Source organism: Rhodococcus sp. NPDC055024 (genome assembly GCF_053608585.1).
In genome coordinates, this window is record NZ_JBSGVT010000012.1 from 1 (window position 1) to 21,347 (window position 21,347).

Below are 21,347 nucleotides of genomic sequence, written 5' to 3' on the forward strand. Positions count from 1 at the left end.
AGCTTCTGCCGGGCGGCCGCTTTCATGTTGTGGTGAATTTCCGAGCAAAACTCCCCAACTCACGAATCAACTCTCGCGCGGCGTCGTCCTCACGCTGCACGGCGGCGCGAGCCTCTTCCGCCCAACCATGACGGAGCAGTCGTTTGGCGGCCAGGACTGCCGGTCCGACGTTGGCGGCAATCTGCTCGGCACTCTCGCGTGCGCGCGCATGTACCTCGTCGGCAGGCACGGCTGCGGTCGCCAAGCCGTAGTCAGCCGCCTCGATGCCGCTGAGCCACCGGGACGACAGGATCAGCTCGGCAGCGCGCTGTGTTCCGATCACCTTGGGCAGCAACCAACTACTGGCCGCTTCGGGCGCCGTGCCCAGCGATGTGAACGGCGCCCGCAAGCGTGCGTTCTCGGCAACGTAGACGACGTCGCAGTAGAGCAGCATGGTCAGGCCGATGCCGACGGCGGCGCCGTGCACCGCGGCGATCAAGGGCTTCGGAAACTCCACCAGCGCAACGATCAGCGGCGCGAATGCGTCGCCGAAGTCGGCATTGTCCGTGCCGGGTTCGGCCAGTGCGCGTAGGTCGACACCACTGGAAAATGCCTTGCCTGCGCCCTCTACGATCACCACGGCCACGGAATCGTCCGACGCCACGTCGTCGAGCGCCTTGGTCAACGCTCGAAAGCCGGCCGCATTGAAAGCGTTCAGGCGGCTCGGATTGTTGAAGGTCAGCGTTCGCACTGCTCCGGCATCCGCGACCAGCAAGGGATCGGTGGTGTTTGTCGACATTTGCGCATCCTTCATCCAAACCAAGCACTTGCTAGGTATCAATGCACCGTAATCGCCCACAGACGACAAAAGAAGGGCCCCTCGCGGGGCCCTTCTTTGGTGTTCTGGAACGACTCGAGAACTAGTCGTTGTTGAAGTAGCTCAGCAGACGCAGGATCTCGACGTACAGCCAGACCAAGGTGACGGTGAGGCCGAATGCAACGCCCCAGGCTGCCTTCTCCGGAGCCTGCGCGCGGATCAGCTGATCAGCGGCGTCGAAGTCGAGCAGGAAGCTGAAGGCCGCGATGCCGATGCAGACGAGGCTGAAGATGATGGCAATCGTTCCGCCGTCACGCAGCCCCAGTCCACCCTCGGTAAAGAAGCCGGCGACGAGGTTGCCGAGCGCCAGAACGACAACACCGATGAGTGCACCGATGATCATTCGCGTCAGACGCGGGGTCACGCGAATCGCGCCGGTCTTGTAGACCACCAGCATGCCGAAGAACACGCCGAACGTTCCGAGAACCGCCTGCGCAATCAGCATCGATGCGTCAGCGCCTTGGAGCTGGAAGGTGAACATGAACGACAGCGCACCGAGGAACAAACCCTCAGCCGCGGCGTAGGCCAACACGATTGCCGGATTGTCCATCTTGCGGCCGAACGTGGCGACCAGAACCAGAACGAAGCCGACCAGTCCACCGCCGATGACCAGCGGGGCTGCGAGGTCGGCGTTGTTGTTGACCAGGAAGTACGACACCAATGCCGAGATGGTCAGCACACCGAGCGTGATGCCCGTCTTGGTGACGACGTCGTCGATCGTCATGGCCCGCGAGGTGGGACCGGTCTGGTACGGCTCAGCCGGAGCGTACTGCGGCTGACCGAACTGCTGGGTTGCCTGCGAGGCGCCCGCCGTCGCAGATCCGAACGAGGCGTATCCGTTGCCCTCTTGCTTGGGCAGATTGCGGAACACCGGGTTGCTGGTGGTGCGCACCGTGATCATCCCTTCATCGTGGTGGCCTACGACGGGTGCGTCGCGGGTTCGCCGGACGGATCCGAGTTTCCGACACGGTCCGTGTACCTAACTAAAAGTAAAGCACTCGTAATTTACAACGTCGAAGCATCCGTTGTAGTTCCCGGCGCGTTTCCGGAAGGTCAACAGTCTTCGACACTCGTCCCTTTTCGATACTAGGACGGTTTGATCGACTTCATCACGATGAACTTCGCGTTCTTCGCCATCGCCTCACTGGGACCCACCGCGGCTTTCAACGGTTCGCGGTAGCCCAGATGCGCGTTATGGACAGTCCACAGCTCCCCGCCGGGGCGCAGGACGCGACCGGCGGCTTCGAACATCTTGAGCGCTCCACCGGTGTGAACCGCCGCGCCGACATGGAACGGCGGGTTCAACAGAACCAGATCCGTGCTCGCGTCGGGCAGCGAGCTCATCGCGTCGTCGCGCAGACCGCTCACCCGATCGCCGACGCCGTTTGCGGACGCGGTCGCCAGTGCCGAAGCGACGGCTGCCGAGGACTGATCCGTCGCGATCACGTGCACGTCCGGGAACTTGCGTGCGATCGCCGTCGCGAGAATGCCGCTGCCACAACCCAGATCGACCACATCGCTCAACGGGTCGACCGCTATCTTGCCGAGGTTCTCCAGCAACAGCCGGGTGCCGATGTCCAGGCTCGCACCGGCGAACACTGTGCCGTGAGCAACGACGTCGAGATCGAACTCGTCGAGACGTTCGGTCAACGGGAACGTGATCGCAACATCGGCCTTGGGTTCCGAAGCCTTGAGTACGCGCGACTTCTGACGCCCACGTGAGGCGCTGACGTCGGAAAACGATTCGCCGAGAACCTTGTTCATCGCCGGGGTGATGTGCTTGTCACGCCCACCGGCGAAGACCCGTACTGCCGGGTCGGCATGGAGTGCGATCAGTTGAGCGATCTCGGCGAGTTCGGCGAGACTACGCGGCAATTGCATGAGCACGACGCGGGCGCCGCTGAGCAACTCCTCGTCCAGTCCGTGGGAGGTGAAGGCGTCACTGAAACCGAGTTCGCGCGCATTGTTCGCGAGGGCCAACTCTCCGGTGAGCGGATCCTGGTGAACCCGCACGCCGGCGATTCCGTGAACGAGCGCAACACCGGCGGTCAGCGCACCGTAGTGATCGCCGATCACGACGACGGTGCCCGCCGGTGCCGCGGCAAGAGCATCGGCGGCCTCGTCGAGGATCAGACGATCGGCCGCGTCGACGGCAAAGAGATTGGGTGCCTCGACATCGGGGAATCGGCGCAGACGATCGAACAGTTCGGGTGTGTCGGACATGCCACCAGTCTTTCAGGTGGAACTACGCAACACTCAATCCCCCGACCAGCAGGTGATCAGTTCGACATCCACTGCACGACGTTGTCGACGGTTTCGCGTTCGGTGCGGAATCCGTTCACCGGGTGGTCGGTATCTGGGTATCCGAACGAGATAGCGCATACGACCTTGCGAGTGTCGTCGATGCCGAAGTGCTCGTGAATGAACTTGGAGCTACCTGCGAGTGCCGCCTGCGGAATGGTGGCCACACCCAGACTCTGGGCCGCGAGCAGGAAGCTGTTCACGTACAACCCGCAATCGACGGCGCCGTAGGTGCCCAATGCCTCGTCGGTGGTGATGATCGCGACGTGGGGAGCGCCGAAGAGCTCGAAGTTCTTCATCGTCTGTGCCGCGGAACCGGCGCGGTCACCGTGCTCGATTCCGACGCTCGAATAGAGCGCCATCGCGCAGTCGAACCGACGCGACTTGTAGATGCCCTGGTATTGGCGGGGGAACTCGAAGTCCGACTCCTGGGCGTTGGCGATCACGTACTCACCGAGGCCGGCGCGGAATCGTTCGGTGCCCTCCCCTTCCGTGATCGCGACCTGCCACGGTTGCGTGTTGCACCACGACGGCGTCTTCTGCGCCAACCGAAGGATCTCCTCGATCACCTCACGCGGCACCTGACGGTCCTCGTAAGCGCGGCAGCTGATCCGGGCATCGAGCAAGGCTTCCAGGCTCGTATCCACGACGATGCTCTCGGTCATGTGTTCTCTCCTCGATCAGGCTGCACAACAACACTTCGCACGATAGAACTACCGCCTCGACGCGATGGTCAGCGGGTCACCTTTGCGAAGGCCGCCACCAGCTCGCCGAACTCCTCCATCGCCGCATCCGGGTCGGGATCAACCGCTGCCAGCGCGACCAGCACGTCGGTAGCTCCGGATTCGAGCAACTGTTCGGCGCCGAGCATCGTCGCCGGGAGGTCGATCGAGCCGTCAGACCCGCGAACGACGGTCAATCGCCCACGAACCTGCAGTTCCGCCGGATCGCGTCCGAGATCTGCCATTGCCTTGCCGATGACGTTGATCCCAACACGTAGGTCGTCGTCGACGGCGCCCATGATCGGAATCCACCCGTCACCCCAAGTTGCGACGCGTCGTACGACCGCTTTGGAGAGCGAACCCGACACCCAGATCGGGATTCCTGCGGACGGCCGAGGTGCGCAGTACACGTCGTCGAATTTCAGTCGAGGAGTGTCGATGCTCGCGGGCGCCGAACTCCACAGGGCCCGGCACACCGCGAGAGCGTCGTCGAGCAGGGGTCCTCGTTTGCCGAAGTCCATGCCGGCAGCTTCGTATTCGCGTTCCTGCCAACCGGTTCCGACGCCCAGGTCGAGGCGGCCGCCGGAGAGCAGGTCGAGTGTCGCGGCAGTTTTGGCCAGTACCGCTCCCCCGCGCAGTGCGGCGATGACGATTCCGGTACCCAGGCGAATCGTTTGTGTCTGTCCGGCAACAAAAGCCAGGACGGTCAGCGGTTCGAGCCAGTTGGCGTCAGGCTCGGTGGGAAACGCCGACCACGTGTATGCCGAGTTGTCCGAGCCCATCACCACGTGATCGGTCACGAGGACCCGGTCGAAGCCGGCAGCTTCCGCGCTCTGACAGACCTGGACGAGTTTTCCGTAGGAGTCCTCCGCGAGAGTAGTGCCGAAATTGGGAACATTGAGACTGAAAGTTGTCATGTGTCAAGCCTTTCGGGGCCGGTTGGTCCAGCCACCCTCTTCTGTGGGGAACCAGCCACCAGCAGCGTGCGAGCCGCCGTCGACGTGGATGACAGTTCCGGTGATGTATCTCGCCAGGTCGGAAGCCAGGAACAGTGCGGGACCGGCAATGTCGACCGGCTGGCCTGGTCCACCCAACGGCGCCCACCCCGGCCACTTGTCCCAGTCGTCCGCAGAAACGATCTTGCGGTACGGCACCTGCACCGACTCGATCAGATCCGGGGCAATCGCGTTGACGCGCACTCCGGTTCGACCGATCTCCACACCAAGACTTCTGGTGAACTGTGTGAGTGCCGCCTTGTATGCCGAGTACATCGTGTGGCCCGGGATTGCTCGATGCGCCTCCACCGTCGTCAGGTTCACGATCGATCCACCCGAACCGCGGTCGATCATGCCGGGAAGCAGGGCATGGGTCAGACGCACGACGTGATCGAAATTGATGTTGCCGGCCTCGGACCAGAAACCCGGATCAGTTCCGGTGAACGCTGTCGGCGGATTCAGGAAATGCCCCACATTGTTCACCAGGACATCTGGTGCGAACTCGGTCAACGCGACGGGGACTTCCGGCGCCCGCACGTCGCACTCGAGATGTTTGATCGAACCACCTGCAGCGGAGTCGAATTCGCTCTCGTTCAGCGGAGCCACGTCGACAACCAGAACTGACGCGCCGTGCGATGCGAATGCTCGAGCTATCGCTGCTCCGATTCCCTGGGAGCCGCCTGTGACCACTGCCTTCTTACCCACCAACATCGGCCCTGGGGAGTATGCCGATCCGACCTCCACGAAGACACCCTTCTGCAGTTCGATGTGAATCACTTGGGCGTACCGTCACACATCGATTCGCAAGACGGGCACTAAGTTCTCACTCAGTGGTAGCCGCTACACCCCGCCTGCTCGGACCGCCGAGTCGCCGGTTCAAATAGTCCGGAATCTCGGCTGCCCGTATCGGCACTCCCTCCAGGTACCCCTGGATCACGTCGCATCCGCACTCGGTCACTACCGCGCGCTGCCTCTCCGTCTCCACCCCTTCGGCGACGGTGTCCAGCCCGAGAGATTTGGCAATCGCAATGACGGCTCGCAGGACAGCGAATCTCGAACTCGAGGGATCCGCGTCCAGTGGTGCGACGAACGCCCGGTCGATCTTCAACCGATCGAGTGGCAGGCGGGCCAAGCTGGCAACCGAGGAGAACCCTGTGCCGAAGTCGTCCATCGCAATGGCGATTCCGAGCGCCGACAGCTGTACCAACACGTCTCGGTCGGCGTCGTCGATGACGAGCGATTCGGTCACCTCGATCTCGAGTCGGCTGGGGTCGAGGTTCACTTCGTTCAGTGTCCGGCGCACCGACTCGACGTATCGACTCGAACGCAGTTGCACCTGAGAAACATTGACGGCAACCCGAATGTCCTCCGGCCACGTTGTCGCTGCCGTGCAGGCAGCCCGCAAAACGCCTGCACCAATTGGCACGATCAAGCCAGTTTCCTCGGCGACCGAAATGAAGTCTCCCGGCGAGACGAGACCTGAAGTCGGATGGTTCCACCGCAGCAAAGCCTCGAACCCGACGACAACTCCGGTCGCGGCCGAAACCTGCGGTTGATAGACCAACTCGAACTCTTCGTCGATCAACGCGCGACGAAGATCCAACAGTGCCCTGGCCCTACCGGTCGCACGATCGCGCAAAGTCGCATCGAAGGCGCGGATCTGGTTCCGACCGCTCTCTTTTGCGTGGTACAGCGCGAGGTCGGCAACAATCACCAGGTCTTCGAGGCTGTCGGCGTCGTCGGGCATAGAGCCGTAGCCCAGACTCGCGCGAATGCGAATCTGATTGCCGACCAGTGAAAATGGTCGTTCGAATGCGTCGAGAATTGTTTGGAATCGCTCCTCCACCTCGTCTGCATTCCCGGTATCCCCGAGGGCGATGTCGTCGAAGGCGATGTCGTCGAAGGCGATGGCAAACTCGTCACCCCCCAGTCGGCCACAGATCTCGTTCGATCGCAGAACGCTGTGCAGTCTGCTCGCTACATCACGAAGCACGTCGTCTCCGACGTGATGGCCCAACCGGTCGTTGATCGACTTGAAGTTGTCCAGATCCAAGATCGCCAACCACACTCTGCGCCCGTCCCGAAGCCGCGAAGACAGTTGAGCGTTGAAGCTGTACCGATTTCTGAGCCCGGTCAGCGAATCGACCTCCGCCAGTCTCAGGATGTTTTGACGCTGGTGATAGGAGTGTGTGATATCGGATCCGACACCGCGCCATCCGTAGTCCGACCGCTCGCCGCTGCCTGGGTGACCTGACATCGACCACCAGCGAGTGTCGCCCCGCACAACGACCTGCAGTGTGAGGTCCCGAAATGCCGTCCCTGCTTCAAAATTCGCAGCGAGGAGAGCTAGGGACTTCCTGCCCGCGTCTGTTCGGGACGCGCCGATCCCGATCAGAATCTCGTGCATGGTGCGGCCGCGGATCTTCGCTGCCGGTAAACCGACCTGCTCGGCGAATCGATACGACACGGTACTGGCGATACCGCGCGAATCGGTCTCCCAGAGCCAATCCTGAGCACCGTCTTCGAGATCGTTGAGCAACAATTCCACGAGATCACGTTCGTCCTCGGCGACGAGCTCGGCACGTAGCCGTCTCTCGAAAAGGTTGGCCAACAGCAATGTTCCGCTGTAGAGCGAACCCAGAAAGATGACCAGTACCCCGATCAGTACGTAACGCGACGTGCCTGGTTCCGTCCAAAACGCGCCGACCAGACCGGCCCCGACCAGGCTGATCCAGACGACAGTGATTCCGCGAAACATCATCGTGGGAAATACGCCGACCGCGATCCCGCCGATCAAGGTCGAGCTCAGCACCAATTCGTCACCAGGGTCGAGCATCGGGAAGAGAACGAGAGCCAAGCATGCCAGGAGCAGTCCCCAGACAACGATTTCGACTGTGAGCACCACCAATTCGGTAGTCTGCGACTCGGAGACGCCGAGACGCGCGCGCCGCAGCCAATAAACACTGAATCCGGCGCTCGACAACAGCATGACACTCGACCAGGCGAAGCTGAACCATCCGGCATCCACCGGCAAGAGCACCACGATCACTGACAACGCAACAGCTGCGGTCAGAAACGACCACGGAAGAACCCGCGCGGTGAACCGCAGCCGTCGATCGAGTAGACGACGGCGATCGTAATCCGAGAGGTGTTGTTCCGAGCCGCTTCGACCGAGCTTGCGCACCGACGTCTCGACACGACGCCTACGGAGTGCTGCCGGATCATCCATGATGGCCTGCTGTCACCAGTGCAACCTCGTCGACCGACATGACTCCGCCGGCGGCGTATCCCTGGACAGTCCGCACCCCTGCCGCGGCCACGGACTTCAGGTCCTCCTCACTGTCCACTCCCGACACGACGACTTCCATTCCCAGGGCGCCGACCAGATCCACGACAGCTTCGAGAATCGGCCGGCCGCCGGGCGCCGCACCGGAGATGGAGCGTTCGATCCGGACTCTCGTGAAAGGAAGGCTGGACAGTGATGCAAGGGAGGAGAATCCGGCGCCGAACTCGTCCACCGTCAGCGACACCCCCATTTCCGCGATGGCGTGCAACGCCGCCCTGGACTCGTCGGTGATCGCCGAGGATTCGTTGAGTTGGAGTTCGAGTTGGTCTGCACTGGCACCTGATCGTCGAAGCGAATCCCCTATCGAGTCGACAAAAAACTCCGATTCGAGCTGACGCGTCGATACCGCGACTGCTACCCGCAAGTGATCAGGTAGGCGTGACGCCGCCGCGCAGGCCAGCTCGAAAACTGTTGTCCCGAGCGAGTACGCCAAACCTGTGTCGTCGGCGACGCTCATGAATTCTGCGGACGTCACAGCCCCCAACCGGGCGTTGTGCCAGATCACACGAACCTCCACAGCCACGATCTCGCGGGAGACGACGTCGATCCGGGGAAGCAGTTCGAGTTCGAGGTCCTTGTCGGACACAGTGTTCCCCAGATCCTCGAGAAGGCGGGCACGCCGATCTGCCACGGACTTCATCGAGTCTCGATATTCGCGTACAGCGCCACGCCCGGATTCCTTCGCGGCGAACAACGCCAAATCCGCTGCGCCCATCAACTCGTCGGCGGAGGCCGGGAGAGTGTCAGGGCGGTAGTACCCGATGCTGCACCCGATCTCCAACCGCGTACCTGCCACTGTGATCGGCTCATGGAGTGCTTCGATGTAGCGGCCGAGCAGAGTTCGCACGTGCGAACTGTCACCGACATCGGTGAAAAGAATCGCGAACTCGTCGCCGCCCAAGCGTGCGAACAACTGTGACACCCCGCCGGCTTCGGACAGGCGATCCGCGACCTCCCGCAGAACCGCGTCGCCAACCGTGTGTCCCAGTGTGTCGTTGACCGATTTGAAGTTGTCGAGGTCGAGCATGGCCAACGCGAGACCGCTTTCGCCTGTGTGCGGATCGCGCAGCAGACGTTCCAACTCGGTCCAGAAGCTGTGCCGATTCGGCATTCCGGTGAGTGCGTCCACCCGCCCCATCCGCACGATTTCGTCGCTCTGCAGTTTCACCTCGGTGACGTCGGAACCGACTCCTCGCCAGACGAACTCGTCGGGTGTGCGGCCGGGCCGGGGCCGTCCGGACACCTGCCACCACCGGATTTCACCGTGTACTCGGACAGGAACGAGGACGTCGACGAATGCAGTTTTCGTGTGGCGGGCATGCTGCAACTCCATGAGCGCATCGATTCCGCCCGGGATCCGCAACGTGCCCAACTCCATGAACAGGTCCTGCCACGCCGTTCCTTGCAGCTCGGTGGAGTCCAACCCCGCTTCGACCGCGAGCCGCGTCGGGATTCGGTTGAACTTTCCTTTCTGGTCCGTTTCCCATACGAAGTCCCCGGCGTTGCCTTCGAAATCTTCGAGAAGCATCTGCACGACCGATCGTTCCGACGCTGCGCTCAGCTCAGCTCGGTAACGCGATTCCAGATTGCCCGAGACCACTATCGTGCCGCCGATCAGAGCGGCTCCGTAGGCGATCATTCCAATGAGTATTCGCTCGAACTCGGGTCCAGGTTGAAGCCAAAATGCCACCCCGAGGATGACGAGATTGGACAGCACCCAGGTGAGCCCCACCACCCGCAACATCGCGGTGGCCACGGCTCCGGCCCCGGTGATGGATGTGGTGACCACTATCAGGATCAGATCGCCGGAATCGTCCAGGATCGGGTACAGGACCAGGGCGAGCGAGGAATACAGGATCCCGACGACGGCAAATTCGACGATGAGAAACGCGTAGGACATCCGGTAGGTGGGCGTTATCAGGTTGAAATGAATGGCGAGCCCGACGCACATCCCCACCAACCCGATCACCCCGGACAGGAAGGGCCACAGGCTCGGTAACAGTCCGCTGTCCGGTGGAATCACGTACAACGCCAACCCGAGTGTGACGACCAGGTGGACAGCTGCGGCCCATGGCAGCACGCCGAAGGTGACGGCCATCTGTTCACGCGTTACGTCATCGCGTTGCGCGGGAGTCAGTCTTTCTCTCGGGCGCGGTTGTAGACGCGAGAGGACTGACATCACTTACCTCCCACTCCCACGGCGCAATTCGAACCGAACGTCCGACTGAGCAATTCTCCCGTAAATGGACACTGGCGTGTCAACCAGTACGTCCGACCTTTTTCGGAGTGAGGTCCGCCCACAGACACAGTAATCAGCAAACTGCTGGTCTGCCCGGTGGTTGGCGCAGCGAGTTGCGTGTCCTCAGGTTGAAATTCGGATATGAGGGACAATGGCCGGAGATCGCCGATCACGTCGGTGGAAATTCCTCGACGGGTAACACGATCGGACTCATTCGAGTTCAGACAAGGACTATCACGATGGCAATCGACTACACCCGACGTTCCGGCGAGTCCACACCGTCGCAGGCACCGGTCAGCCTGAGCAAGATCACGCTCACCAAATCAGCGCCGACGGTCAACCTCGCGAAGGCGGGTGAACGACAAGGCAATATGCGCGTGAACCTCAACTGGTCACAGGGAGCGCCGGCGAAGAAGACCGGTTTCCTCGCCAAGCTCGCCGGCGCAGGTTCCGGCGCGGTCGACCTGGATCTCGGTTGCCTCTACGAACTCGCCGACGGGTCCAAAGGAGTAGTCCAGGCCTTGGGCAACAGTTTCGGTTCGCTGACTTCCCCGCCGTACATCTCCCTCGATGGCGACGACCGCAGTGGTGCGAACACCGGCGGCGAGAACATGCACGTCAATCTCGGTGACCCCAGCGCTTTCCGGCGAATCCTCATCTTCGCGATGATCTACGACGGCGCTCCCAACTGGGCGGCCGTGGACGGCGTCGTCACCCTGTATCCCACCAACGGACCGGAGGTGGAAGTGCGACTCGACTCCGCCAGCAACCAGGAGCGACTGTGCGCGATCGCGCTCATCCAAAGTTCAGGTCAAGGCGTGACGGTGACCCGCGAAGTGCAGTACGTCAACGGCAGCCAGTCCGATCTTGATCGGGCATACAACTGGGGAATGAAATGGGCAGCCGGACGAAAGTAGGTGTCGCGGCCGGTGTGTCCGCCATCCGAATGACAAAGTCCGAATCGTCCCCAATGTCGCAAATTACTGGATAGTGTCGAGAAGTGGGGTCGGACATGAGGGGTCACGCTCGACACCGATAGTGGGTCGGTGACGCTATGTGCTTGGCGACGCCGACGTTCGACCGGAAAGGCCCTCGATTTCCCCCGAGATCGAGGGTCTTTTCGTATCTTGCGTCACTGTTCGCGCCCTTCCATTAGTTGATCGTTAAACTAAGCGTTCGTCCAACTTGCACCGATGGAGAACGTGAATGTCCACGAATTCAGATCGACGCCCGCGCCTGCCCGTGAGAATTGCCTACCTCGCCGCAGGAGTTCTCTTTGTCGCCGCGATGCTTTTACTGGCGAGCGTCGTCAACCCTGACCGGGACCGCGATTTCTCCATGAACCACGTCCCCGCGGGGACGCCGGCGACTTCCATCGTCGCCACCGCTGACCTCGACTAACGAAGGTACTGGTACGTAAGTGGCGCGCATCACGAAGTGTGGGTACCTTCAACGCCAATGGTTCGCCGTAGGTCGGTATTGAGAGGGACGGCCAACCACTGCCCTGCCTGGTTGCCCCACCCAAGCAGGTAGGGCACCCCTTCAACTCCATCGACTTTTCTGCGGATCCACGCCGACACACTCCGGCGTCCGGACGGTCTCACCGCAGCGTCGGCAGTAGTGAGTCCGATGCCCGCCGTTCTCGGTTGAGGCGCACCCACACACCTCCCAGCCGACAAGGCACGTATTCGCCGTGAGTCGGTGTCCATTCGGGCAGCGGTCCGGGGATCGCTCGGTCAACCGCATCTCCACATTTTCGCACACATGTTCGATAACCTGGTACTGCAAAGGGCACATTCGACTACACCGGCCGCTTCCGGTCGGCCCGAGCGCAACTATCCCTTCTGTCACTTCGGTCTGCTTTAATACGAAGGCTTTGTCGGGGGTTTACCAATGTCCGAAGTTGTCGAGTTTCTGCGAGCACACGCAGGCGAACACGGGGTTGAACTATGGGTTTCTTCAAGAAGGCGGCGGTGACTGCTCTAGCGGTCGCTGCAGTCGGAGCATCAACAGGGATCGCATCAGCTGATCCGTCGACCGACGTGAACTACGAAGCGAAGGTCGTCGACAAGTCAATCGTCACCACCATCGACGCCGGGCTGTTCAAGGTGTCCGGCGACGGCAAGTCCGTTGTCTTGCAGGACAGCAAGGGAGCCGATCTGGTTTCCCTGCCTCTCGCATACAACCTCGGGGATCTGCAGTTTCCCTTCGATCGCACGATCAGTGAAGACGGTAAGACCCTCACGCTGACACCGATCACCGATTCGGCGAAGGCCACCCCTCGGCCCGAGAGTGCGCCTGCGGCGAAGGAATGGACGCCCGTCGCCTCGCCCGAGGAGAATGATCGGGCGATTGCTCACTTCCAGAGTCAACTCGGACTCGGCACTCAGGTCGGCAGCCTGCTCGGCACCATCGTCGGCGCCGGAATCGGTTGCGCTGTCGGCGCTCCGCTGGGCTTGACCATCGTCGGACTCCCCGTCGCCGCGGCACTGTGCTTGGGTGGTCTCGCGACAGGAGCCGGCATCGGCGGTGTCGCCGGAACGATCCTCGGCGGCGGCGGCGCGGCAGTCGTGGCCGGCATCGATCTCGTCAACACGCTGAATGCTCCTGCAGGGACGACCGTCTGGGCTCAGTAGCCACTTGATGGGCAGTCGTTGCTCCACGAAAAACCCCGCCCGTCCGAATGAGGACGGGCGGGGTTTTTCGAAGTCCCACCGAGCGTTGGACTTTCTTTGTGCCCCCAGTCGGACTCGAACCGACACTTGACGGATTTTAAGTCCGTTGCCTCTGCCAATTGGGCTATGGGGGCCTTGACGCACCCGACTGGTCGGGCGCGGCAGGGATCAGACTATCGGGTCGGGCTGCGCTATCGACATCGCGATGCCGTCGAGGATGTCGTGTTCGCTGACAATCAGTTCGGTGATCCCGGCCTTGGCCTCGAAGGTCTGAGCCAGCACCGTGGTGATGATTGCTCCGCCGCCGATGACGTCCACCCGCCCCGGATGCATCGGACCGAAGGCAGCACGATCAACCCGAGGCATGGCAATGAGACGCTCACACACGTCGAACAGTTGCTTGAACGGAATCCTCGACAGGTGCACCTTCTCGGCGTCGTACTCCGGAAGATCCTGCGCGATCGCGGCCAGCGTCGTCATGGTTCCAGCGACACCCACCCACGTGTGCGCCTTCTCGACGGGTACGGCCTCGAACGCCTCGGCCAGTTTCGCGGTCGCAAAAGCCGTCGCCTCGGAAACCTGCTCTGCCGTAGGCGGATCCGACGGTAAGCACCGCTCCGTGACGCGCACACAGCCGATGTCGGTGGAGTACGCAGCTTGGACCCCGGACGCCTCGCCGAGGACAACTTCAGTGGATCCGCCGCCGAGATCTACCACCACGAAGGGGCCCTCCGACGGATCGAGTTCTCCCACAGCACCGCTGAACGAGAGACGTGCCTCTTCGTCGCCGGTGATCACCTCCGCTCCGGATCCGGGAATCACCGCACCGAGCACGTCCTGCGTCATCGTGAAGAAGTCTTCCCGATTCGCAGCGTCGCGAGTAGCCGAGGTGGCGACCATGCGAACGGCGGTTGCTCCGGCGTCGGCGATCATCGACGCGTACTCGACGAGCGCAACCCTGGTGCGTTCGATGGCCTCGGGCGCGAACGCCCCTGTTGCATCAACGCCTTGACCGAGTCGCACGACTCGCATCTCGCGTCGGACATCCACCAGACGACCGTCAGCTCCGACGTCGGCGATCAGCAGTCGAATGGAGTTGGTACCACAATCAACTGCGGCAACACGGCGAGTCACTGGTCGGTGTTGTCGGCATCGTCGATGCCAGGCCAGTCCGCGGGAATTGCAGTGCCGCGGAGCTTTCCGTGACCGGCCAACGCCACGGACTCGTCACCGAGCGGATTCACGCCGGGACCCTTGGCAAGCGAATGCGCCATCAGCACGTGCAGGCACTTGACGCGATCCGGCATCCCACCACCGGCAAAGTCGGTACCGAGAGATTCGATCGCGTCACGCTCGGCGAGGTACGACTCGTACGCCCGGCGGTAAGCCGCGGCAAGTTCGGGATCCTGCGTCAGACGTTCGGTCATCTCACGCATGACGCCGGCGGATTCCTGACGGCTCGCTTCGGCCGTCAGTCGCGGGTCGGTGAGGTAGTACAACGTCGGGAACGGTGTTCCGTCCGGAAGTTTGGGGGCAGTCTTGACGACGCCCGGCTGACCGTCCGGGCTGCGGTACGCGATCTCGATCACTCCGCGTGGCTCACGGCCCAATTGAGCGGCAACGGCGTCGAGGTCCGCCTGTGAAACCTGTGGGGAATTTTCGGACGTGTTGCTCACCCGGTGGGTACTCCTTGTTCTTCTGGCTCTATCGGCGCCAACGGCATCGGGGCCGGTGTCGTCGTCTCGGGAACCACTGGCGGTTCCGAAATCGTTTGCCACAGATCGCGATACCACGGACCTGTCAGCGGTGTTTCCTTTTCCTGCTTCTTCTCCGGCTCCTTGTAGTCACCGGGAAGCTGAACCTGAAACGGGGTCTCGCCCGGTTTGACGTACCGAAGGCGTTCTCGTGCAAGAGCTTCGATGTACGCAGGGTCGTCGAAGCGTGCGTTCTGCCCTTGCAGCTTTCGCAGCTCTTCCTCGAGCACCTGACGTTCGGCCGCCACCTGCGCGGCGTCCGATCGCTGGCTGATGTAAGTACGCAGCGGCACAGCCAGTGTCAGCGCCAACATGAGTACAACCATCGCGAGCACCACAGCCCGGCTGGTGGACAACCCGAAAATGGTGTTGTCCGACTTGGGAAGCCGAGACCAGAACTTGTTGGTTCCGCTCTTCCCTCGAGCCGACTTCGACCCGCGTGCCGACGCCTTCTCTGTCGAGGCCCCCGACTGCGCGGGGTCTGTCACAGCGGAATCAACTGCTGCCGGATCTACCGAAGGTTCCGACGCCCGTGGGCGTCGGGCGCTGTCGCGACGCGTACGAGACGGTGTGTCTCCACGACGGGAACCACGACCCCCCGGACTTCCGCCGGGGGATCGTGGCTTACCGCGCTGTGCAGACACTACTGAATCTTAGATTTCCGTCAGGCCTCGAAAGCGAAGCGCGGGAACGCAACCTCGCCGGCGTAACGTGCTGCATCGCCGAGGTTCTCCTCGATACGCAGCAGCTGGTTGTACTTGGCAACGCGCTCGCTGCGGGCCGGAGCACCGGTCTTGATCTGGCCGCTGCCGACGGCAACTGCGAGGTCGGCGATGGTGGTGTCCTCGGTCTCGCCGGACCGGTGGCTCATCATCGTCTTGTAACCGTTGCGGTGAGCGAGATCGACAGCGTCGAGGGTCTCGGTCAGGGTGCCGATCTGGTTGACCTTCACCAGGAGTGCGTTGGCCGCGCCCTTGACGATGCCTTCTTCGAGACGCTCGGGGTTGGTGACGAAAAGGTCGTCGCCGACGAGCTGGATCTTGTTGCCGATCTGATCGGTGAGCGCAACCCAGCCGTCCCAGTCGTCTTCGTCGAGCGGATCCTCGATGGAGACGAGCGGGTATGCGTCGATGAGGTCGGCGTAGAACGCCGCCATCTCGGCCGCCGTGCGGTTCTTGCCCTCGAACTTGTAGCCGGTGCCGTCGGTGTAGAACTCTGTGGCGGCGACGTCGAGAGCGAGCGCGACGTCGGTGCCCAGCTTGAGGCCGGTCTTGTTCACGGCGATCGTGATGAGGTCGAGTGCTTCCTTGGTACCCGCGACGTCCGGAGCGAATCCGCCTTCGTCACCGAGACCGGTGGAGAGGCCCTTCTCCTTGAGAACCGACTTCAGGGAGTGGTAGACCTCGGTGCCCCAGCGCAGCGATTCCTTGAAGCTCGGTGCGCCGATGGGCGCAACCATGAATTCCTGGACGTCGACACCGGTGTCGGCGTGTGCGCCACCGTTGAGGATGTTCATCATCGGGACGGGGAGTACGTGAGCGTTGGGGCCACCGACGTAACGGAACAGCTCCAGGCCCGAGGACTCGGCAGCGGCGCGAGCGACGGCAAGCGAGGCACCGAGCAAAGCGTTTGCGCCGAGGCGGGACTTGTCCGGGGTGCCGTCTGCGTCGAGCAGCGCCTGGTCGACCGTGCGCTGCTCGGTCGCGTCGATGCCGATGATGGCAGGAGCGATCTCGCCGAGCACAGCCTCTACGGCCTTCTCGACGCCCTTGCCGCCGTAGCGCGCGCCACCGTCGCGCAGTTCGACGGCTTCGTGCTCACCGGTCGAAGCGCCGGACGGCACCGCAGCCCTGGCGAAACTTCCGTCTTCGAGCAGAACCTCGACCTCAACCGTGGGGTTGCCACGGGAATCAAGGATCTCGCGAGCTCCGACCTGCTCAATACTGGCCACTGTGTGGTTCTCCTTCGAATGGGCTTCGCATTGGGGCACGCACTGCGTGCTTGACACTTGGGCTCCGACCCCTCCGGTCGAAAGAGGACCACGATCGCGGCTGGGCCTCTGCAGTGCCAGCACCTCTGTAGTGCCAGCACACAGCCTAACCGCACCGGCCGAAGGCTTCTTTATCGACGCGCGGTCATGGCCCCGACCTGCGGTCGATCACCGTCAGTCCGGCCGAACCCCGACTGAATATGCCGACGCACGATCACGGACCAGCGCGAGATAGTCGCCCGAGAGGTTGTACGCCATTAACGCCTGCTGCCAACCGGCAGCCGTAGTGAGGTCTCCCCCGCGTGCGCACAGGTAGCGGGCAGCGGTGAGGGCGGCGTCGTCGATGTTGTCCGGGTCCACGCGGCCGTCGCCATTGGCGTCGACACCCCATTTGAGCCACGTCTCAGGGATGAACTGCATGGGCCCCATGGCACGGTCGTGCACGGGATCGCCGTCCATCGCACCGCCGTCGGTGTCGGGGATCTCGGCAACTCCCGGGCCACCGTCGAGAGGGATTCCCCGAATGATCGGGGCCACCTGACCCAACGCGTCGACCGACGAACCGTCGTAGGTCCCGTGGCGGCTCTCGACGCTGCCGATACCGGCCAGAGTTGTCCACCCGATTCCGCAGCCGGGGAGCGTCTCGGCCATGACCGCAGCGGCATACCCGTATGCCTCGAGCGCAGTGGTACCGATCCCGATGTCGTCGGACAATCCCGCCGCCCAATCGGCAAGTTGATCGGCACTGCGGCCGGGAGCGTTGATGTCGATCGGCGGTGTCGGAGAGCCGCTACCTGGGGGTATGCCCTCGGGAATGGCCACTTTCGGTTCGTTCGATCCACACGCCACGGCGCCAACGCCCAGCAAAGCTGTTCCGGCAGCTACTGCGGCGACGGCTCTCGAAAGACGCCGGGGACTTCTGCGGGCAGCGGGGGTTCGGTACACCCTTCCATCATCCACATGCGAGCGAACTACTCCCGGATCCATTGGTAAAGAACAGTAAAAGTACAGGTCAGGGCATGGTTCCCCGCTGATTGTGGAGTATCTTTTTCTGAGTTAAGGCTGGCCTAGCCTCATGAAGCTGTCCGAACCTGTTTCACCCACTCAGTCAGGAGTCGCCCGTGCCCGTGTCGGTACTCGCTGCCGCGAGCACACCGTCAGTTGCCACTCAGCTATTCGGTAGTGGCCTGATCGGTCTGCGCGAAGGCCTCGAAGCGGGCATCGTGGTGATGATTCTCGCTGCCTATCTTGTGAAGGCTCAGCGCAAGGACGCACTCAAATGGGTGTGGCTCGGCGTCGCGATCGCCGTCGCGATGGTGGCGATCATCTTCTTCGCGATCCACTACGGAACATCGACGGTCGACGGCTTGACCGCTGAGATCATCGCAGGCGTTGCCTCCCTGATCGCCGTCGTCATCGTCACGATCATGGTCCTGTGGATGCGCACGGCAGCGAAGAACATTTCCGGGGATCTGAAAGCCGGAATGGAAAAGGCTCTGATCGCCGGCCCAGTCGCCATTTTGTCGCTGTCGTTCTTCGCGGTTGGTCGTGAAGGCGTCGAGACGGCGTTGCTCATGGTCGGATACGCCGAGAACACCGCGGGCAGCTCCTGGCCACTGGTCGGACTGCTCCTCGGAATTCTCGTGGCCGCCGCCTTGACCGTGGCCATGTACTTCGGCGCTCTCCGCCTCAACCTGACGACGTTCTTCCGGTACACGGCGATCTTCCTCATCGTCGTTGCCGCCGGAATTCTCTCGTACGGCGTTCGCGCTCTGCAGACCGGAAACGTCCTGCCGGGCGGATCCTCTCTCGCGTTCAACCTGACGCCCGGCTACGACCCGTCGACCTGGTACGGCACCGTCCTCGCCGGAATCTTCAATTTCCGGCCGGATCCGACTGTCCTGCAAGCCACCGCATGGGTTGTGTACCTCGTCGTCGTTCTCGCGCTCTTCCTTCGTCCGCTTCCGTCGAAGCCGTCCGAGCCGACGGCCCCGCCTGCTCACGACACCCATGTTCCCGAAAAATCCTGAGAGGCATTGCCGACATGCGTAAATCCACCCTCGTACTGGCCACGGCTGCGGTACTTCCCTTCTCCCTCGCCGCGTGCACCGAGAAGACGACGGCGAGCGACGGCGACATCACGGTCACCGCCACCGACGACTCGTGTGAGGTCAGCGCGACAACGGGGACGACCGGCACGTCGACGTTCCAGGTGACGAACAACGGCTCGAAGGTCACCGAGTTCTACGTCTTCGCCGAGGGTGATCGAGCGATGGGCGAGGTCGAGAACATCGGCCCCGGCCTGACCCGTCAGCTGATCGTCTCCCTCCCCGAGGCCGCGACGTATCAGCTCGCATGCAAGCCGGGCATGGTCGGAACCGGAATTCGTCAGGACTTCGTCGTCACCGGTGATTCGCAGGCAGCAACCGACGAGAGCGGCCAGCTCGCCGAGGCCGCCGACGGTTACCGTCGATACATCCGCAGCCAGATCGTCGCCTTGCAGGACACTGCGGCGCAGTTCGTCGCCGCTGTGCAGTCCGGCAACGTCGACCAGGCAAAGGCACTCTTCCCGATTGCACGTACCTACTACGAGCGCATCGAGCCCGAAGCCGAGAGCTTCGGCGAACTCGATCCCAAGCTGGACTTGCGCGAAGCGGATCTCGAGCCCGGTCAGGTCTGGACCGGATTCCACCGCCTCGAGAAGGATCTGTGGGTCACCGGGCTGCAGCCGGACACCAACGCGGTCGCCGATCAGCTACTCGAAGACATCCAGTACCTTGCCGATCAGGTGAACGCAGACGATTACACGATCGATCCCACCAAGATCGCGGGCGATGCCCAAGGACTGCTCGACGAGATCTCGACTTCCAAGATCACCGGTGAGGAAGACATCTTCTCGCATACCGACCTGTGGGATTTCCAGGCCAACGTCGACGGCTCACAAGCTGCGATCGCGGCACTGAATCCAATTCTGCAGGAACGTAATCCCGAGCTCGCCCAGCGCATCGCTGACCGATTCGCCGACCTCGATGCCGCGCTGGCACAATTCCGCGTCGGCGACGGATTCGTGTACTACGACACCGTCACCGAGGCGCAGCGTCAAGAACTCTCGCGCAAAATCGATGCTCTGTCCGCCGAGGTCAGCCAGGTCCAGGACGTAGTTGCGGGACAGTAGATGACTGATTCACCAGAAGGCACACCCGCTGCGGAAAACGCAGCACCGCATGCAGTTTCACGGCGCCGATTGTTCGGCGCCGTGGGAGCCGGCGCTGTCCTGGCCGGTGCCGGCGCCGTCATCGGGCGGGTGACCGCCGACGACAATTCCGGCGCAAACTCCGCAGATGTGGTGGCCTTCCGCGGTGAACATCAGGCAGGCATCACCACGCCGGCCCAGGATCGCATGCACTTCGTCGCTTTCGACGTGACGACGAAATCACGGGACGAACTGATCACGCTGCTGCAGACGTGGACGGCGATGGCCGAACGAATGACTGCGGGTCAGGAAGCAACCGAAGACGGCGCGACCGGCGACGGTCCCTACGCACCACCGAGCGATACCGGCGAGGCTCTCGATCTGGCGCCTTCGCAACTCACCCTGACCATCGGATTCGGACCGTCCCTTTTCGACGACCGTTTCGGGCTCGCGGACAAGAAACCTGCTGCCCTGCTGGATCTTCCCCACTTCCGTGCTGACAACCTCGATGCCAATCGCAGCGGGGGCGACATCGCCATCCAAGCGTGCGCCAACGATCCCCAGGTTGCCGTGCATGCGATCCGTAACCTCGCACGAGTCGCTTTCGGGACTGCATCGGTCAAATGGTCGCAACTCGGGTTCGGACGAACGTCCTCGACCTCGACGACGCAGGCGACACCACGAAATCTGTTCGGGTTCAAGGACGGAACCGCCAACATCAAGGCAGAAGATCCAGACGCACTAGCCCAGCACGTCTGGGTCGACCCCACTGACGATCAGGCCTGGATGGCAGGCGGATCGTTCCTCGTCGCCAGACGCATCCGGATGCTGATCGAGCAGTGGGATCGCGCAGTGCTCAAGGAACAGGAAGCCGTCATCGGCCGATCCAAACGGAGCGGAGCGCCGCTCGGTGGCAAGGGCGAGTTCGACGAGCTCGATCTCGATTCCAAAATGGGACACGACTTCGTCATCCCGGAGGATTCACACGTGCGTCTGGCCTCGGCCGAGGAACTCGGTGGGATTCAGATCCTGCGCCGCGGATACAACTTCACCGACGGCTCCGACGGCTTCGGTCACCTGGACGCGGGACTGTTCTTCGTCGCGTATTGCCGGAATCCAGTCGAGCAGTTTGTTCCGATGCAGCAGAACCTTTCACGACACGATGCGTTGAACGAATACATCCAGCACGTCGGTTCTGCGGTCTTCGCCTGCCCCGGGGGTCTCGCCGACGGCAAGGACTGGAGTTCTCAACTGTTCACCTGATGAGCATCTCCAG

19 protein-coding genes and 1 tRNA gene are annotated in these 21,347 nt (G+C 62.5%); 6 read left to right on the forward strand and 14 right to left on the reverse strand.

All coding sequences use genetic code 11. The features are described from left to right. Positions 1–22: 22 nt before the first annotated feature. The 8 genes from ACWF6P_RS22945 to ACWF6P_RS22980 all read right to left on the reverse strand — a co-directional run bounded on the left by ACWF6P_RS22945 (position 23) and on the right by ACWF6P_RS22980 (position 10,318). Positions 23–778 carry an enoyl-CoA hydratase/isomerase family protein gene (locus ACWF6P_RS22945; protein ID WP_452622630.1) on the reverse strand — a complete coding sequence of 252 codons (756 nt, stop codon included), beginning with the start codon at positions 776–778 and terminating at the stop codon, positions 23–25. Between the two features lie 121 nt (positions 779–899). Next, complete coding sequence (locus tag ACWF6P_RS22950) at positions 900–1,748, reverse strand: Bax inhibitor-1/YccA family protein (RefSeq protein WP_452622631.1); 849 nt, start codon at positions 1,746–1,748, stop codon at positions 900–902. Positions 1,749–1,942: 194 nt separating this feature from the next. Continuing rightward, entirely contained in the window at positions 1,943–3,079 is a 1,137-nt protein-coding gene (locus ACWF6P_RS22955) for a class I SAM-dependent methyltransferase (RefSeq protein ID WP_452622632.1), read from the reverse strand. Between the two features lie 56 nt (positions 3,080–3,135). Then, positions 3,136–3,822 carry a nitroreductase gene (locus ACWF6P_RS22960; protein WP_378446526.1) on the reverse strand — a complete coding sequence of 229 codons (687 nt, stop codon included), beginning with the start codon at positions 3,820–3,822 and terminating at the stop codon, positions 3,136–3,138. Positions 3,823–3,890: 68 nt separating this feature from the next. Continuing rightward, positions 3,891–4,796 (reverse strand): TIGR03619 family F420-dependent LLM class oxidoreductase, encoded by a 906-nt coding sequence (locus ACWF6P_RS22965; RefSeq protein ID WP_452622633.1) that lies wholly within the window; start codon positions 4,794–4,796, stop codon positions 3,891–3,893. Positions 4,797–4,799: 3 nt separating this feature from the next. Beyond that, a complete protein-coding gene (locus tag ACWF6P_RS22970) occupies positions 4,800–5,651 on the reverse strand; it encodes an SDR family NAD(P)-dependent oxidoreductase (protein WP_378446524.1) in 852 nt (283 codons plus the stop codon). 46 nt (positions 5,652–5,697) lie between these two features. After that, a complete protein-coding gene (locus ACWF6P_RS22975; RefSeq protein WP_452622634.1) occupies positions 5,698–8,103 on the reverse strand; it encodes a putative bifunctional diguanylate cyclase/phosphodiesterase in 2,406 nt (801 codons plus the stop codon). Next, positions 8,096–10,318 carry a putative bifunctional diguanylate cyclase/phosphodiesterase gene (locus ACWF6P_RS22980; protein ID WP_452622635.1) on the reverse strand — a complete coding sequence of 741 codons (2,223 nt, stop codon included), beginning with the start codon at positions 10,316–10,318 and terminating at the stop codon, positions 8,096–8,098. Before ACWF6P_RS22980 ends, ACWF6P_RS22975 begins: the two co-directional genes overlap by 8 nt. Positions 10,319–10,698: 380 nt before the next feature. On the opposite strand from ACWF6P_RS22980, the gene ACWF6P_RS22985 reads away from it, so the two are divergent. The 3 genes from ACWF6P_RS22985 to ACWF6P_RS22995 all read left to right on the forward strand — a co-directional run bounded on the left by ACWF6P_RS22985 (position 10,699) and on the right by ACWF6P_RS22995 (position 13,095). Continuing rightward, complete coding sequence (locus ACWF6P_RS22985; protein ID WP_378446521.1) at positions 10,699–11,376, forward strand: TerD family protein; 678 nt, start codon at positions 10,699–10,701, stop codon at positions 11,374–11,376. A gap of 289 nt (positions 11,377–11,665) precedes the next feature. Further along, on the forward strand, positions 11,666–11,860 hold the full coding sequence (locus tag ACWF6P_RS22990) for a hypothetical protein (RefSeq protein ID WP_452622636.1): 195 nt from the start codon (positions 11,666–11,668) through the stop codon (positions 11,858–11,860). A gap of 548 nt (positions 11,861–12,408) precedes the next feature. Further along, positions 12,409–13,095: a hypothetical protein gene (locus ACWF6P_RS22995; protein WP_007728826.1), complete on the forward strand. Its 687-nt coding sequence runs from the start codon at positions 12,409–12,411 to the stop codon at positions 13,093–13,095. 99 nt (positions 13,096–13,194) lie between these two features. On the opposite strand, the gene ACWF6P_RS23000 is transcribed toward ACWF6P_RS22995, so the two are convergent. The 6 genes from ACWF6P_RS23000 to ACWF6P_RS23025 form a co-directional block, all read right to left on the reverse strand. Next, positions 13,195–13,268, reverse strand: a tRNA-Leu gene (locus ACWF6P_RS23000). A gap of 34 nt (positions 13,269–13,302) precedes the next feature. Continuing rightward, on the reverse strand, positions 13,303–14,268 hold the full coding sequence (locus tag ACWF6P_RS23005; RefSeq protein ID WP_452622637.1) for a Ppx/GppA phosphatase family protein: 966 nt from the start codon (positions 14,266–14,268) through the stop codon (positions 13,303–13,305). Then, positions 14,265–14,810 carry a DUF501 domain-containing protein gene (locus tag ACWF6P_RS23010; RefSeq protein WP_214885201.1) on the reverse strand — a complete coding sequence of 182 codons (546 nt, stop codon included), beginning with the start codon at positions 14,808–14,810 and terminating at the stop codon, positions 14,265–14,267. Before ACWF6P_RS23010 ends, ACWF6P_RS23005 begins: the two co-directional genes overlap by 4 nt. Beyond that, on the reverse strand, positions 14,807–15,532 hold the full coding sequence (locus tag ACWF6P_RS23015; protein ID WP_452622638.1) for an FtsB family cell division protein: 726 nt from the start codon (positions 15,530–15,532) through the stop codon (positions 14,807–14,809). Before ACWF6P_RS23015 ends, ACWF6P_RS23010 begins: the two co-directional genes overlap by 4 nt. A gap of 20 nt (positions 15,533–15,552) precedes the next feature. Next, the gene (gene eno, locus ACWF6P_RS23020; protein WP_347874312.1) at positions 15,553–16,839 is read right to left on the reverse strand and encodes a phosphopyruvate hydratase; all 1,287 of its coding nucleotides are present in this window, start codon (positions 16,837–16,839) and stop codon (positions 15,553–15,555) included. A 213-nt stretch (positions 16,840–17,052) separates the two neighbouring features. Then, positions 17,053–17,865, reverse strand: a complete 813-nt coding sequence (locus ACWF6P_RS23025; protein ID WP_452622639.1) for a lytic transglycosylase domain-containing protein — start codon at positions 17,863–17,865, stop codon at positions 17,053–17,055. Between the two features lie 140 nt (positions 17,866–18,005). Between ACWF6P_RS23025 and efeU the strand changes: the two genes are divergently transcribed. The 3 genes from efeU to efeB are packed head-to-tail and all read left to right on the forward strand — an operon-like array spanning position 18,006 to position 21,334. After that, positions 18,006–18,908: an iron uptake transporter permease EfeU gene (efeU, locus tag ACWF6P_RS23030; RefSeq protein WP_452622775.1), complete on the forward strand. Its 903-nt coding sequence runs from the start codon at positions 18,006–18,008 to the stop codon at positions 18,906–18,908. Between the two features lie 14 nt (positions 18,909–18,922). Then, on the forward strand, positions 18,923–20,053 hold the full coding sequence (gene efeO, locus ACWF6P_RS23035; RefSeq protein WP_452622640.1) for an iron uptake system protein EfeO: 1,131 nt from the start codon (positions 18,923–18,925) through the stop codon (positions 20,051–20,053). Beyond that, the gene (gene efeB / locus ACWF6P_RS23040; RefSeq protein WP_452622641.1) at positions 20,054–21,334 is read left to right on the forward strand and encodes an iron uptake transporter deferrochelatase/peroxidase subunit; all 1,281 of its coding nucleotides are present in this window, start codon (positions 20,054–20,056) and stop codon (positions 21,332–21,334) included. The last annotated feature ends 13 nt before the right edge of the window (positions 21,335–21,347 follow it).

Excerpts from the sequence above, each read along its gene's own strand:
- ACWF6P_RS22980 (WP_452622635.1), bottom strand. The coding sequence starts at position 10,318 with ATGGCCGTCACCTTCGGCGTGCTGCCATGGGCCGCAGCTGTCCACCTG.
- efeO (WP_452622640.1), top strand. The coding sequence starts at position 18,923 with ATGCGTAAATCCACCCTCGTACTGGCCACGGCTGCGGTACTTCCCTTC.
- ACWF6P_RS22985 (WP_378446521.1), top strand. The coding sequence starts at position 10,699 with ATGGCAATCGACTACACCCGACGTTCCGGCGAGTCCACACCGTCGCAG.
- ACWF6P_RS22990 (WP_452622636.1), top strand. The coding sequence starts at position 11,666 with ATGTCCACGAATTCAGATCGACGCCCGCGCCTGCCCGTGAGAATTGCC.
- ACWF6P_RS22995 (WP_007728826.1), top strand. The coding sequence starts at position 12,409 with ATGGGTTTCTTCAAGAAGGCGGCGGTGACTGCTCTAGCGGTCGCTGCA.
- efeB (WP_452622641.1), top strand. The coding sequence starts at position 20,054 with ATGACTGATTCACCAGAAGGCACACCCGCTGCGGAAAACGCAGCACCG.
- ACWF6P_RS22955 (WP_452622632.1), bottom strand. The coding sequence starts at position 3,079 with ATGTCCGACACACCCGAACTGTTCGATCGTCTGCGCCGATTCCCCGAT.
- ACWF6P_RS22975 (WP_452622634.1), bottom strand. The coding sequence starts at position 8,103 with ATGGATGATCCGGCAGCACTCCGTAGGCGTCGTGTCGAGACGTCGGTG.
- ACWF6P_RS22965 (WP_452622633.1), bottom strand. The coding sequence starts at position 4,796 with ATGACAACTTTCAGTCTCAATGTTCCCAATTTCGGCACTACTCTCGCG.
- ACWF6P_RS22945 (WP_452622630.1), bottom strand. The coding sequence starts at position 778 with ATGTCGACAAACACCACCGATCCCTTGCTGGTCGCGGATGCCGGAGCA.
- ACWF6P_RS23025 (WP_452622639.1), bottom strand. The coding sequence starts at position 17,865 with ATGGATCCGGGAGTAGTTCGCTCGCATGTGGATGATGGAAGGGTGTAC.
- ACWF6P_RS22960 (WP_378446526.1), bottom strand. The coding sequence starts at position 3,822 with ATGACCGAGAGCATCGTCGTGGATACGAGCCTGGAAGCCTTGCTCGAT.